Genomic DNA, 12,841 nt, shown 5'->3' with positions numbered 1-12,841 from the left:
GATTGCCGAAACCGTGCATGTTGACCTGCCGGGTCGCGCTTATGATATCCATATCGGTCCGGGCCTGCTGGATCAGGCGGGGGCGTTTCTGGCTGAACTGGGCGGACGGCGGCACGTCTGTATTGTGACGGATCAAAATGTCGCGGACCTGCATCTGGCGCAATTGCAGACGGGACTGGCAGAGGCTGGTCTGACATCTGAGGCTTTGGCGCTGCCGCCGGGCGAGGCCACAAAATGCTGGGCTGAACTGGAACGCACGGTGGAGTGGCTGTTGGCGCAGCGGGTTGAACGCGGTGACGTTGTTGTCGCCTTTGGTGGCGGGGTGATAGGTGATCTGGCCGGGTTTGCAGCAGCAATCCTGCGCCGGGGTGTCCGGTTCGTGCAGATCCCGACCAGCCTGCTGGCGCAGGTCGACAGTTCTGTTGGCGGCAAGACGGGGATCAATTCGCCCAGTGGCAAGAACCTGATCGGGGCATTTCATCAGCCCAGCCTTGTTCTGGCGGATACCGCATTGCTGGGCACATTGACCCCGCGCGATTTTCTGGCGGGGTATGGTGAGGTCGTCAAATACGGGTTGCTGGGTGATGCCATGTTCTTTGACTGGCTAGAAACCGAAGGTCCGGCACTGGCGGCTGGCGACACGGCGGCGCGGGTGCGGGCGGTGAAACGGTCCTGCCAGATGAAGGCCGATATCGTGCAGCGTGACGAGACAGAGCACGGGGACCGGGCGCTTTTGAACCTGGGGCATACATTCTGTCACGCGCTGGAGGCCGCGACCGGTTATTCCGACCGCCTGCTGCATGGTGAAGGCGTTGCCATCGGCTGTGCGCTGGCGTTTGAACTGTCGGCCCGGATGGGTCTGTGCAGTCAGGAGGATCCAAGCCGGGTGCGGGCGCATCTGCGGGATATGGGCATGAAGGTGGATATTGCCGATATCCCCGGCGATCTGCCGGATGCGCCCGGGCTGCTGGATCTGATGGGTCAGGACAAGAAGGTGAAGGACGGCAGGCTGCGGTTCATTCTGGCGCGCGGGATTGGGGATGCGTTCATCACATCAGATGTGCCGCGCGACAAGGTGCTGGGTGTTCTGACCGATGCGTTGGCGGGCCGCTAGTCTGGATCGTCAAACAGATTGATCCCGTGTTTCCGGGCAAAGTTCAGGAAAATCGGCACCTCCATCACGAAGAGGGTGATGATCGTGAAGACCGCCCAATTGCTGTGAAAGAACAACATGTTGAACCGGGTGCCGGTGCCCCAGAACAAGGCACCCGCCACGGTCAGTGCGAGGGCGGACAGAACCACATCAATGGTCATGATGCGGTTCAGCGTCTTTTCTTCAAGGCTGGGGTAGATGCCCAGATACGCAACCGCCAGTATCACACCGTTCAGGATCAGAATCTGGGCTTCTGGCGCAAATTGCATATGGCTTAGAACGGGATCTCGTCGTCCATGTCGCTGCCGCCACCGCCTTGTTGCGATGATCCGCCGCTATAGCCGCCATCATTTCCACCATAGCTGCTGCCACCGCCACCGTAGCTGCCACCGCCGCCGCCGCCGCCTTCGCCGCGGCCATCAAGCATGGTCAGATTGCCGCCAATGCCTTGCAAGACAACCTCGGTCGAATAACGGTCCTGGCCGGATTGATCCTGCCATTTGCGTGTCTGCAGTTTGCCTTCGATGTAAACCTTGGAGCCTTTCTTGAGGTATTGTTCGGCAACCCGCACAAGCCCTTCCTGAAAGATGGCAACGCTGTGCCACTCGGTCTTTTCGCGCCGTTCACCGGTGTTACGGTCTTTCCAGGTTTCGGATGTGGCGATGCGCAGGTTACAGACCTTGCCGCCATTCTGGAATGTGCGCACTTCCGGGTCCGCACCCAGATTGCCGATAAGAATAACTTTGTTCACTGATCCGGCCATGACGCCCTTTCGAATCTTTTGATTGCGTTTTGGTAAACGTACATTGGTTAATGAAGGGTTGCCACAACTGGGGCTTGGTCATCTGCCAAAAAAGCACTACGGTTGCCGCGATTATCAGGTTTGGGCATTTGACATGCGAAATTCAGGATTGGTTTTGGGTGTTGTAGGCGTGATGGCCGCAACGGGTCTTTCCGCTCAGGAACAGGTTTCGACGATGTCGCGAACATCGCTGTTTCAAAGCCAGCTATCGGTTTTGGATGGACGCGCGGCGCAGCAATACAACAATTCCGTTCGTCTTCAGCCGCCGCGCATCGAGGTGCCGGGCGCACCGGGGTCGGTACCTGCCTATACAGGCGGCTATCGCGGGCAGTATCTGGATGTGGCCCGGTCTGCGGCGCGTCGATACGGTGTGCCTGAGGACCTTTTCCTCCGGCTGGTGCAGCAGGAAAGCGGGTGGAACCCGAATGCCCGATCGCACAAGGGCGCGCTTGGCCTGGCGCAGTTGATGCCGCAAACGGCGCGGGCTTTGGGCGTGGACCCAAGCGATGCAGCGCAGAACCTCGATGGCGGTGCGCGCTACCTGCGCCAGCAATATGACAAGTTCGGCAACTGGCGGTTGGCGCTAGCCGCGTATAACGCTGGGCCTGGCGCGGTGGAGCGGTACAAAGGTGTGCCGCCATATCGCGAGACCCAGAATTATGTGCTGGTCATTTGGGGTCGTTAACGCAGTTCGTCGGCAAGTGATTTGATGTCGGGGTCTGACAGGCGCGGCACTGTGCGGTAGGCAGCGTTGACAAAAAGAAATAGCGCAAAACCCAGAAGCCCGACACAGAGGAAGGTCACGAGGATCTGTCCATAGACCTGATCAGACAGCCAGTCGAATGTCTGATCCAGCCCCCCGGCCTGATCGGCGTCATTGACCCAGAATGCATAGATCAGAAAGACGCCGATGATGGTGACAACAATGCCCTGCGCCGCCACACCGAGCCGCAGCAGGCCATCCCAATGGGTTGTGAAATGGTTTGCGGCCAGTTTCTGGCGGTAGGATCGCGACCACGCCTTGTGCAGATAATAGAGGCCAGATCCTAGCGTCAGCAGACCGGCGATGCCGACAAGCCAGACGCCGAACGGCGCAGACATGATGGTTTCGGTGGCCTGTACGATGCGGGAATTGCCGCCATCGCCGCTGTCGCGTCTGAATACCAGCGTAAGGGCGGCGATGCCGATTGCGGCGTGGATCAGGCCGGTTGTGATCATGCCGGCCCGACCGATGATGCCGGTGGCGTCCGATCCTTCTTCCTCAAGATCGGCAACGCCATCGATCACCCGCCAGAGCGTGTAGCTCAGCAATCCCGCACCGATGATCAGCAGGATGATCATGCCAAAGGGCGACGTTTCGATCTGGCGCAGTGCCGCCGATGTGCCTTGCGCATCGCCGCCTTGCGAGATGGCCCAGAGCGACAGGCCTGCAATCGCCAGATATGTCAGCCCGCGGCCTGCGTAGCCAAGCCGCATGACCGGAAGCGCCCAGTTCATCTTGTCGGTTGCCATTGAAAATCCCCTTTGTTCGAAGGGACAATCGCTGAGTGCCGACAAGGTTCCCTTATTCAGCGGCGATCTGGATCACGGGTTCCATATTGGCCAGTTCTGCATCGCTCAGATGGCATTTGATTTGATGACCTTCTGCCACCATGCGGACCGGTGGCACCTCTCGCTCGCAAAGGTCACCGGCGACCTGCGATTTCCAACGACAGCGCGTCTGGAATGGGCAACCGCTGGGCGGGTTCATGGCTGAGGGGATATCACCCTCCAGCACGATATGTTTTTTCTTTACCGATGTGTCGGCGATGGGAACGGCGGATAGCAAAGCCTCTGTATAGGGGTGGTAGGGGGGCGAGAATACCTGATCGGTGGTGCCAAGTTCGACGACATGGCCCAGATACATGACCATGACGCGGTCACTGAGGTAGCGCACGATCGACAGGTCGTGGCTGATGAACAGCAGCGTTGTCTTATGTTCGCGTTGAATTTCCATTAACAGATCGGTCACTGCCGCCTGAACGGACACATCCAGCGCCGAAACAGGTTCATCCGCGACCACGATCCGGGCGTCGCCTGCAAAGGCGCGTGCGATGCCAACCCGTTGTTTTTGCCCGCCTGATAGCTGTCGTGGCATCCGGTCGGCGAAGGCGCGGGGGAGTTTAACAAGGTCGAGCAGGTCCAGCATGCGGTCGCGCCGTTCGGCATCGTTATTACCGATCCCGAAGATTTCCAGCGCCCGCATGATCTGGCGTCCGACGGTCATTGAAGGATTGAGCGTATCGAACGGGTTTTGAAAGACCATCTGGATGTCGGCCACCGTTTTGGTGTCGCGGTTTTCGATGGCGACATCACCAATGGATTGATTGTCCAGCAGAATTTGGCCTTCGGTCGCCGTCTCTAGCCCCATCAACACCTTGGCGAAGGTGGATTTGCCGCAGCCGGATTCCCCTACGATGGCGAGCGTTTCGCTTTCGCGGGCCTCGAACGACAGGGTTTCGTTGGCTTTGACCACCTTTTTGTCGCCGCCGCCGAAAAGGGCATTGGCCGCGACCTCGTAATATTTCTTGAGGTTGTCCATTTTCAGAACCACCGGCCCGATATCGCCTTTCTGTTTCTTTTCAGCAATTTGCGGCGGTGCGGCCCAGTCGATTTCCTCGTGTCTGAGGCAGCGGGTCTGGTGGCGATCATTGCCTTTGACCTGCACCATGGGCACGAAACCGGCGTCGCAACGCCCTTCTTCGAAATAGTCGCAACGGGGGCCGAAATTACAGCCTTTGGGGCGTTCGTGGGGCAGGGGGAAATTGCCGGGGATCGCGATGAGCGGGCGCGCGTTCTTATCCGCGCCGGGCAGTGGGATCGACCGGAACAGGGCCTGTGTGTAGGGGTGCTGCATTTCGTCGAACACGTCTTCGATACTGCCGCGTTCGACGGCCTCGCCGGAATACATGACGCAGATTCGGTCACAGGTTTCCAGCACTAGGCCTAGGTTATGGCTGATAAAAAGCATCGATGTGCCGTATTTCTTGCCCAGATCCTTGACCAGTTCGACGACCGCTGCTTCGACTGTCACGTCAAGCGCCGTGGTCGGTTCATCAAGGATCAGAAGCGCCGGTTTTGACATTAGTGCCATGGCGATGACGATGCGCTGTTGCTGCCCGCCGGAGAGCTGGTGCGGATAGCTTTTGAGCATGCGTTCGGGGTCTGGCAGTTTGACGTCTGTGACGACTTCCAATGCCCGCGCATAGGCCTCTTTTTCGGAGACACCTTCGTGGATCATCGGGACTTCCATCAGCTGTTTGCCGATCTTCATCGCGGGATTCAGGGATGCCATAGGTTCTTGATATATCATGGCAATTTCGTTGCCGCGGATGTCGCGCAGCCGTTCGGGCGACATCGTGTTCATCTCTTCGCCCTTGAACTTGATCGAGCCGCCGACGATGCGCCCATTCACGCCCAGATCCTGCATGACCCCAAGTGCCACGGTGGATTTTCCGCAGCCGGATTCCCCAACAAGACCAAGGGCTTCGCCTGGCATGACCTTGGCGGAAAAGTCCATCACCGCGGGGATTTCGCGCAGGCGGGTGAAGAAGGAAATGGACAATTTGTCGATTTCGAGGATGGGTTCGGCTTGATCGAGCGTGGCCATTAACTTTTTCCTTTCAGCGCCGATTTTTGCTGTCGGCATCGCGTCGGACTTGCGTCGGCAAAACGTCGGACCCCACCGCACGCGGGGTCCGTTAACTATTAATCTTTCAGGCTTTCCTCGCGCAGTCCGTCGGCCAGAAGGTTCAGCCCCAGAACGAGGCTGAGGAGCGCGACGGCAGGTGGCAAGGCCGGGTGGGCGAAGATCAGAAGCAGCTTGCGCCCTTCATTGATCGTGGTCCCCCAATCGGGGCTTTCGGACGACAGGCCCAGACCGAAGAAGCCGAGGGTCCCGAGCAGGATGGTCGTGTAGCCGATCCGCAGGCAGAAATCGACGATCAGTGGTCCGCGTGCGTTGGGCAGGATTTCCCACAACATGATGTACCACGCGCCTTCACCCCGCGTCTGGGCGGCGGCCACATAATCGCGCGTCCGCAGATCGAGGGTCAGGCCCCGCACGATCCGGAAGACCGTGGGTGCGTTCACGAAGACCACCGAGACGAAGACGACGAGGATGGAGATATCAAAGAGGTCGAACCATTCAGGCAGGAAATCGATGACCGTGCCTTTCTGGTTGATCACTGACAGATAAAGCCAGCCGAGGATGCCCAGCACCGGGATCAGAATGGCGTTACGTTTGGCCGGTTGGGTGTAGTAGCGCGAGTTCAGCAGCACGCCGAAAAAGATCAGCGGGAAGATGAACAGGAACGCGGCCATATATGAGGGGATGCCCGTCAGCACGATTTCCGGTGTGACCAGCAGGTAAAAGAGCAGGATCACAGGGAAAGCCAGGATCAGGTTGGCAACAAAGGAGAGGAACGTGTCGAGCTTACCGCCATAATAGCCTGCGGGCAGGCCCAGCGTAATGCCAACCATGAAGGCAAAGACCGTGGCCAATGGCGCGATGGCAATCACGAAGGTGGACCCGACAACGACCCGGCTGAAGATATCGCGGGCGAGGTTGTCACCCCCAAGAAGATAGTGGGGAATAGCCCCGTCTGTGCCTTCCGGCACGGGGATGCCGGGGCCCTTGTTCTTGAGCCCGGAGACCTGGCTCAGATAGTCATGTGTCGCGATCAGATCGAACAGGCCGACAAAGAGTGCGGTGAACACCCAGAACATGACGATCCCGAAGCCGATCATGCCAACCGTGCTGTCAAAGAGTTTGCCATAAAGGCCAAGCTTGCGTTTGTAGAGGATCGAGAGGCCGAAGGTGACCAGAAGCGCGACCCAGACGGGCAGGAACTGGCGTGACATTTCGCCAATGATGCCGCCGGTGCCATAGGGCGTGACGATTCCGCCGATCAGGTAGGCAAGTACCAGTACCAGAACGAAGAGGAAAAGATACTTGTTCACCGTTTCGACGGTGCCCAGAAGCCCTTCGCGCCCTTGCAAGGTACCATCCGCATTGGCCTGCAGCGTCATGGGCGCGGTGAAGAAGCCAAGCACGATCTGTGCAAAGATCCCGATAGCGAGGATTACAACGCCCAGCCCGAGTGCCGGGTTGAGGAATGCGCCGAGCGCGCCTGTCCATGTGAGAGGTTCCATGTCCATTTCCCCTTAAGAAATACGAATGCGTGGGTTGAGGAAGACGTAGCCGATATCGGAAATCAGCTGTGTGATCAGCACCACGAAGACAGAGACGACCGAGACGCCGAGCAGCAATTCGATGTCGTTATTGCCGGCGGCCTGCACCAGCACCCAACCGAAGCCTTTGTAGTTGAAGAGCGTTTCGACGATCACGACCCCATTCAACAGCCACGGGAATTGCAGCATGATCACCGTAAAGGGTGCGATCAGGGCGTTCCGCAAGGCGTGTTTCAGCACGATCTTGGGGAAGCTGACCCCCTTGAGCCGGGCCGTGCGGATGTATTGTGCTGTCATCACCTCAGTCATCGAGGCCCGCGTCATACGGGCGATGTAGCCCATCCCGTAGAGCGCAATGGTGATCACCGGCAGGAAGAAGTTTTCGAAGGTCGCGTCGTCCATTGCCGCGGTCGCCGTACCCTTGAACCATTGCATGCCGAAGGTGGCGGTGGCGAACACGGAGATAAAGACAACACCAGAGACGTATTCGGGCGTCGCGGTAGAGACGATGGACACTGTGGAGAGGGTGCGGTCTGTCCGCGACCCTTCACGCATCCCAGCAAGCACACCAATAATCAATGCGCCGGGCACCATGACCATCATCACCCAGAACATCAGTTTTCCGGTCAAGCCAAGCCGGGTCGCGACTATGCTGCCCACCTCATCCTTGAACACCGTGGAAAAGCCCCAGTCACCTTGCAGGATACCGCAGAAAGTCGATACCTCGTCCAATGGTTGGCCCGGTTCCTGACAGCGCGCGCGCGTTTCTCCATCGGAGCCATCGATGACGTAGCCGGGCAGCACGCCGAGCCATTGGCCATATTTGACGGGCAGGGGTTGGGAATAGCCGCGGTTTTCCAGCCAGCTGACAACCGCGTCGTCTGTCATCCGGGCATTGCCCTGGGTCTTGGCCAGTTTTTCGAGATTTGGCCCCAGATTGGTTAGCCAAAAGACGATAAACGTCAGACATAAAGCCGTGAGGAGCATCACCCCAAGGCGGCGTAAAATAAACAGTCCCATAAAGGCCCCTGTTGGTCAGCAGCGTCAGGTCATTGCCCGACTTCTTGTTTTGGGCGGCCCCGGTTCACCGGTGATCCACCTGTCGTGAAAAGGGCCGCCCCATCGCTGGGGCGGCCCGAAGGATTTAGGCGGCAAATGCCATCTTGTAGACCTGCGGCAGATACGCGATGTGCATATCCCAGCCCACGATGCCCGGCTTGGCGTGCCGGTAGAGCGAGCGCCAGTACGGCTGGATCGTCACGCCTTCGTCACGCATGATCGCCTGCAGCTTGGCCATCACTTCGCGCCGTGCATCAGCATCAGCGATGGAGTTGGCTTCGGCCAGCAGCGCGTCGAATTCGGCGTTGGCAAAGCCGCTTTCGTTCCAGGCTTCGCCGGACCGGTAGGCCAGTGCGAGGATCTGGGTGCCAAGTGGCCGGTGGTTCCAGTTGGTCGAGCTGAACGGGTATTTTGTCCAGTCGTTCCAGAAAGTGGAGCCGGGGATGATCGTCCGCTTGACGTTGAAACCGGCGTCGCGCAGCTGGGCTGCCACGGCATCGGTGGTGTTCTTGCGCCAGTCATCGTCGATCGAGATGATTTCCATCTCGAAATCGGCCATGCCTGCCTCTGTCAGCAGTGCAAGCGCACCTTCGGGATCGTATGGCATCCCTTCGATGTCAGCATATTCGGGGTGCATTGGCCCGACATGGAAGTTTTTGGCGGTCTGGCCGCGATTGGCGTAGCCGAGTTCGAGGCAGACCTCGTTATTGACGGCCATGGCGATCGCCTGCCGCACCCGCACGTCTGCATAGGGCTGTTTGCCGTCCACTTCCGCCAGTTGGTTGGGCCGGATGGCGATAGTGGCACCTGATGCCACTTCGGACCGTTCCCAACCGATGCTTTCCATGATGTCAACGAAATCGCCGACTGTTTCATAGAGCATGTCAACCTCGTCAGCCGAGGCTGCTGCGACCCAGGCCGATGGGTCCGTGCCGTAGTCGATGAATTCGACGCGGTCGAGGAAGGCGCCTTTGCCAGCCTCGTAACCCCACCATTCGAAGCCTTCGTTGCGGACCAGCACGCCTTTGACCCCGACCTCGAGGCTTTCGGGTAGGTATGGCCCGGTGCCCACAGGATTGCCCGTCATGTTTTCAGGATCGAAATCGGCCGGTGTGATGGCCGCGGGGTAGTCTGCCATGCCTGCGATCAGCGAGATGTCGGAGGCGGGCAGGTTCAGTTTGACGGTGCTGGCGTCAACCACTTCGATGCCGCCTTCGACGGCCTGACCGGTGGCTTCGTCGATCAGTGTGGCGAAACGCCCGGCCATGGAGTTGCCTTCGACATTCTTGTCACACCAGCCGGCGATGTTGCGCGCCACGTCTTCGGCGGTGAAGTCATCGCCGTTGTTCCACTTGACGCCCTGGCGGACGTTGAGTGTGTATTCGGTGGCGTCTTCGTTGACTTCCCAGCTTTCCAGCAGCATCGGCGCGAACGACCCGTCATTGTTGTATTCGACGAGATACTCCAGCCAGCCGTTGGAGTAATAGGCGATCTGGGTCCAGTCATAGGTGCGCGGATCCTTGAGCGCGCGGACTTCCATCTGCATGCGCAGCGTGCCGCCTTGCTGGGCGTGGCCATCTGCCTTGGCAGGTGCGGTAAGGCCCAAAAGGCCATAGGCTGCCGTCGCTGTCAGGCCGAGGCTGGTGGCCCGCGTCAGGAATTCCCGGCGGCTGAGTTTGCCCGCCTTTTCCTCGGCGGCGTACATAAGCGCGGCTGGATGAATTTTCGTGGATTGCGTCATTCTGTTCTCCCTGTGACACATCTTTGTTTTGAGGATGGAGAATAGATCGCCTTGGCTGCGTTTACGCTTCATCCCGTCCCGCGCTATCACCGCATAAGTTGGGGGGGCAGGTCAACCGACGCTTTTGTCAAACATATGTCATTTACGACAGGTCACCCACCAAAAAACGACATGTTGGGTCTGTGAAAATCAAAGCGCTTTGGCGCTGCAATGCAGCGTCAGCTGCGGTTGGAGCCGCCTCTGCTGCGCCGGAATTCGGAGGGTGTCAGGCCTGACTTGCACTGGAAACTGCGTGTGAAATAGGCCGGTGACTGGAACCCAAGCGCCTTGGCCACATCCTGAATGGGTGTTGCCGTATCCCGCAACAGGGTGCAGGCCTCAAAATGGATCCGGTCGTTGAGAAGGTCCAGCGCTGATCGGTCGCAGGTCTGCTTGCAACAGCGGGTCAGATGGGTCGGGGTGACGCCGAGTGCTGCCGCGTAGTCGGTCACGCTGCGGTCTGAGTGAAAATCGCGGGCGATCATCTGTGTATAGCGCGCGACCAGTTTGGCTGCAGCACTGTTGCGCCGTTTGTCGATGGTCTGTGGATCGCGCGCCTGCAACTGCCGTTCGACAAAGATGCTGAGCAATCCAAGATGACAATGGGCCGCGCGGCTGTCGCCTGTCGGTTTCAATTCGCTTTCGATGGCTTCGATCAGATTGCTCAGGTCCTTTTGCGGTACCACGTCGAGCAATCGCAGATGGAACGGTGTATCCGGCCAGTCGCCGGTATTGGGCAAGGACAGGATTTGTCCAAAAACGGTCGGCCCGACCTCGATCCCGTACATGGTGTGTGGCGGAATGAAGATCAGGTTGTTGGGCCCATAACCGTTGGTCAGACCCGCAACAATGATCCGCCCCTGTCCCTTGGTGATATGGATCAGACGCGGCGTGTCGTGGCTGCGCATCGCCTCGGTCCGCCAGCGCAGGGCCGGGCCGCCATAGGTCAAGGGCGTCAGCGCAAGCGCCGACGGCTGGATTTCCGTCATCATGGTCATCAACTTTGCCTCAATGTTGATTTTTGACAAGTCTTGGCAGAAAGCCCTGTCAGATCAATCCATTGGTTGATCGGCGAATCGCAGTGTTGCGGAAATGTCAGGTTGGCTGGCGTCGATATGTGCCCATGCTTTGTGCCGGGACCGGAACCATGTGCGTTGCCGTTTTGCATATTGTCGCGAGGCGATGATGGCGGCAGCGCGGGCGTCCTGAAGGCTGATTTCGCCCTTTAGATGAGCGATCAGTTCCGGCGCCCCGATGGCCTTGGCCGACTGGTGGCCAGAGTCCCAGCGGGGCAGCATGACGCGGGCCTCGTCCAGGGCACCGTGTTGCAGCATCAGATCGAAGCGTTTTTCGATCCGTGCGTTGAGCCAGTCTTTGGGTGCGTCCAACGTGATGGCGATGGTTTGGGCCAGCGGCAGAAGGGGCGGCGGTGTCGTATCCTGCCATGACGCAAGGCTGCGCCCGGTGTTCTGCAGCACTTCCCATGCCCGCTGCACACGCATCCGGTTTTGCGTGTCGATCCGCGCCTTTGTGTCGGCATCCAGATCGGTCAGTAAGGCGGGCAGGGGGAGGGCGTTCGCCTGTTGGCGCAAGGTAGCCGGGGTGGCCGGAATGTCGACCAGCCCGTTGGTGAGCGCATTGAAATTCAGGCCGGTGCCGCCGACGATGATCGGGCGTTTGCGCCCCTGCAGGAAGGGCGCCACGTCCCGCAGCCAGTGACCCACCGAATAGTCGGCATCGAACGGCACGTGCCCGTAAAGTGCGTGTTCGGCCAGTGCCAGATCGGCGTCGTCCGGTCGTGCGGTCAGGATGCGCCAGCCATCGAACACCTGCAGCGCGTCGGCGTTTACGATCACGCCGCCTTGTTCCTGTACGATCCGCAGGGCCAGCGCGGACTTGCCGGATGCTGTTGGTCCGGCAATCAGTACCGGCATGTCGGGGTAAATCGTGATCATCGCGCTATTACTGCCGAACCTGTCGAATATGGGCAAGCGGCCATTGAACACCGCCCGCTTTTCCGACATTTTGCGCGCTAACATTCTGCGCTTCAGGGGGACGCCATGACCGACACCGCAATTCAGCCCGCGCCGGCGGCTGAGACCACGTATAAACGCGTGATGCTCAAGATTTCGGGTGAGGCGCTGATGGGCGACACGTCCTTTGGGTTGCATCCGCCCACGGTGCAGCGCGTCGCCCGCGAGGTGAAATCCGTGCATGATCTGGGCGTCGAGATCTGCATGGTGATCGGCGGCGGCAATATCTTCCGCGGCTTGCAAGGCTCTGCCCAAGGCATGGAGCGGACGACGGCCGATTACATGGGGATGCTGGCGACGGTGATGAACGCGCTTGCGATGCAATCCGCGCTGGAGGAATTGGGTATTCATACCCGTGTGATTTCGGCGATCACCATGAACGAAGTGGCCGAGCCCTACATTCGACGCCGCGCGGTGCGCCATTTGGAAAAGAAACGTGTTTGTATCTTTGCGGCAGGGACTGGCAATCCGTATTTTACGACCGATACCGCCGCAACGCTGCGTGCAAATGAAATGGCCTGCGAGGCGATTTTCAAGGGCACCAAGGTGGACGGTGTCTATGACAAGGACCCGGCCAAACACGATGATGCGGTCCGCTATGAGAGCGTCAGCTATGACGAGGTGTTGCAGAAACATCTGGGTGTGATGGATGCGAGCGCGATAGCACTGGCGCGCGACAACGCCCTGCCGATCATTGTCTTTTCACTGGATGAACCCGGCGGGTTCCGTGGCATTCTGGCGGGCGAGGGGACTTATACGATTGTGAAGGACTGATTTGGACC

The 12,841-nt window shown here is 59.1% G+C and carries 12 protein-coding genes; 3 read left to right on the top strand and 9 right to left on the bottom strand.

The genetic code is table 11. The annotated features are described in order from the left end of the window. Nucleotide 1 precedes the first annotated feature (1 nt). The gene (gene aroB / locus ACFWW2_RS14700) at nucleotides 2–1,114 is read left to right on the top strand and encodes a 3-dehydroquinate synthase (RefSeq protein WP_393929421.1); all 1,113 of its coding nucleotides are present in this window, start codon (nucleotides 2–4) and stop codon (nucleotides 1,112–1,114) included. Here the strand turns inward: aroB and ACFWW2_RS14695 are convergent. Further along, complete coding sequence (locus tag ACFWW2_RS14695; protein ID WP_393929014.1) at nucleotides 1,111–1,422, bottom strand: hypothetical protein; 312 nt, start codon at nucleotides 1,420–1,422, stop codon at nucleotides 1,111–1,113. The two genes, aroB and ACFWW2_RS14695, sit on opposite strands and share 4 nt — an antisense overlap. Nucleotides 1,423–1,427: 5 nt before the next feature. Then, nucleotides 1,428–1,916 (bottom strand): single-stranded DNA-binding protein, encoded by a 489-nt coding sequence (ssb, locus tag ACFWW2_RS14690; protein WP_393929012.1) that lies wholly within the window; start codon nucleotides 1,914–1,916, stop codon nucleotides 1,428–1,430. A 133-nt stretch (nucleotides 1,917–2,049) separates the two neighbouring features. On the opposite strand from ssb, the gene ACFWW2_RS14685 reads away from it, so the two are divergent. Then, nucleotides 2,050–2,640, top strand: a complete 591-nt coding sequence (locus ACFWW2_RS14685) for a lytic transglycosylase domain-containing protein (protein WP_393929010.1) — start codon at nucleotides 2,050–2,052, stop codon at nucleotides 2,638–2,640. On the opposite strand, the gene ACFWW2_RS14680 is transcribed toward ACFWW2_RS14685, so the two are convergent. From ACFWW2_RS14680 to miaA, 7 genes are all read right to left on the bottom strand, one after another. Then, entirely contained in the window at nucleotides 2,637–3,467 is an 831-nt protein-coding gene (locus ACFWW2_RS14680; RefSeq protein ID WP_393929008.1) for a DUF1206 domain-containing protein, read from the bottom strand. The two genes, ACFWW2_RS14685 and ACFWW2_RS14680, sit on opposite strands and share 4 nt — an antisense overlap. Before the next feature lie 52 nt (nucleotides 3,468–3,519). Next, on the bottom strand, nucleotides 3,520–5,604 hold the full coding sequence (locus tag ACFWW2_RS14675; RefSeq protein WP_393929006.1) for a dipeptide ABC transporter ATP-binding protein: 2,085 nt from the start codon (nucleotides 5,602–5,604) through the stop codon (nucleotides 3,520–3,522). Nucleotides 5,605–5,702: 98 nt separating this feature from the next. Continuing rightward, a complete protein-coding gene (locus ACFWW2_RS14670) occupies nucleotides 5,703–7,148 on the bottom strand; it encodes an ABC transporter permease (protein ID WP_393929004.1) in 1,446 nt (481 codons plus the stop codon). A gap of 12 nt (nucleotides 7,149–7,160) precedes the next feature. After that, nucleotides 7,161–8,207: an ABC transporter permease gene (locus ACFWW2_RS14665; RefSeq protein WP_393929002.1), complete on the bottom strand. Its 1,047-nt coding sequence runs from the start codon at nucleotides 8,205–8,207 to the stop codon at nucleotides 7,161–7,163. 124 nt (nucleotides 8,208–8,331) lie between these two features. After that, nucleotides 8,332–9,987 (bottom strand): ABC transporter substrate-binding protein, encoded by a 1,656-nt coding sequence (locus ACFWW2_RS14660; RefSeq protein WP_393929000.1) that lies wholly within the window; start codon nucleotides 9,985–9,987, stop codon nucleotides 8,332–8,334. Between the two features lie 218 nt (nucleotides 9,988–10,205). After that, complete coding sequence (locus ACFWW2_RS14655) at nucleotides 10,206–11,024, bottom strand: helix-turn-helix domain-containing protein (RefSeq protein ID WP_393928998.1); 819 nt, start codon at nucleotides 11,022–11,024, stop codon at nucleotides 10,206–10,208. A gap of 54 nt (nucleotides 11,025–11,078) precedes the next feature. Continuing rightward, nucleotides 11,079–11,981, bottom strand: a complete 903-nt coding sequence (gene miaA / locus ACFWW2_RS14650; RefSeq protein WP_393929419.1) for a tRNA (adenosine(37)-N6)-dimethylallyltransferase MiaA — start codon at nucleotides 11,979–11,981, stop codon at nucleotides 11,079–11,081. A 105-nt stretch (nucleotides 11,982–12,086) separates the two neighbouring features. On the opposite strand from miaA, the gene pyrH reads away from it, so the two are divergent. Further along, entirely contained in the window at nucleotides 12,087–12,833 is a 747-nt protein-coding gene (pyrH, locus tag ACFWW2_RS14645; protein WP_393928996.1) for a UMP kinase, read from the top strand. The last annotated feature ends 8 nt before the right edge of the window (nucleotides 12,834–12,841 follow it).

The sequence above is a fragment of the Yoonia sp. R2-816 genome, assembly GCF_046762905.1.
Classification (GTDB): domain Bacteria; phylum Pseudomonadota; class Alphaproteobacteria; order Rhodobacterales; family Rhodobacteraceae; genus Yoonia.
The sequence above is the reverse complement of the archived record's forward strand: the minus strand, read 5'-3'. Positions and strand labels throughout refer to the sequence as shown.

Coding starts and splice junctions, on each gene's coding strand:
- ACFWW2_RS14680 (WP_393929008.1), bottom strand. CDS start 3,467: ATGGCAACCGACAAGATGAACTGGGCGCTTCCGGTCATGCGGCTTGGC.
- ACFWW2_RS14665 (WP_393929002.1), bottom strand. CDS start 8,207: ATGGGACTGTTTATTTTACGCCGCCTTGGGGTGATGCTCCTCACGGCT.
- ACFWW2_RS14660 (WP_393929000.1), bottom strand. CDS start 9,987: ATGACGCAATCCACGAAAATTCATCCAGCCGCGCTTATGTACGCCGCC.
- miaA (WP_393929419.1), bottom strand. CDS start 11,981: ATGATCACGATTTACCCCGACATGCCGGTACTGATTGCCGGACCAACA.
- ACFWW2_RS14675 (WP_393929006.1), bottom strand. CDS start 5,604: ATGGCCACGCTCGATCAAGCCGAACCCATCCTCGAAATCGACAAATTG.
- ACFWW2_RS14695 (WP_393929014.1), bottom strand. CDS start 1,422: ATGCAATTTGCGCCAGAAGCCCAGATTCTGATCCTGAACGGTGTGATA.
- ACFWW2_RS14670 (WP_393929004.1), bottom strand. CDS start 7,148: ATGGAACCTCTCACATGGACAGGCGCGCTCGGCGCATTCCTCAACCCG.
- ssb (WP_393929012.1), bottom strand. CDS start 1,916: ATGGCCGGATCAGTGAACAAAGTTATTCTTATCGGCAATCTGGGTGCG.
- ACFWW2_RS14685 (WP_393929010.1), top strand. CDS start 2,050: ATGCGAAATTCAGGATTGGTTTTGGGTGTTGTAGGCGTGATGGCCGCA.
- pyrH (WP_393928996.1), top strand. CDS start 12,087: ATGACCGACACCGCAATTCAGCCCGCGCCGGCGGCTGAGACCACGTAT.
- ACFWW2_RS14655 (WP_393928998.1), bottom strand. CDS start 11,024: ATGACCATGATGACGGAAATCCAGCCGTCGGCGCTTGCGCTGACGCCC.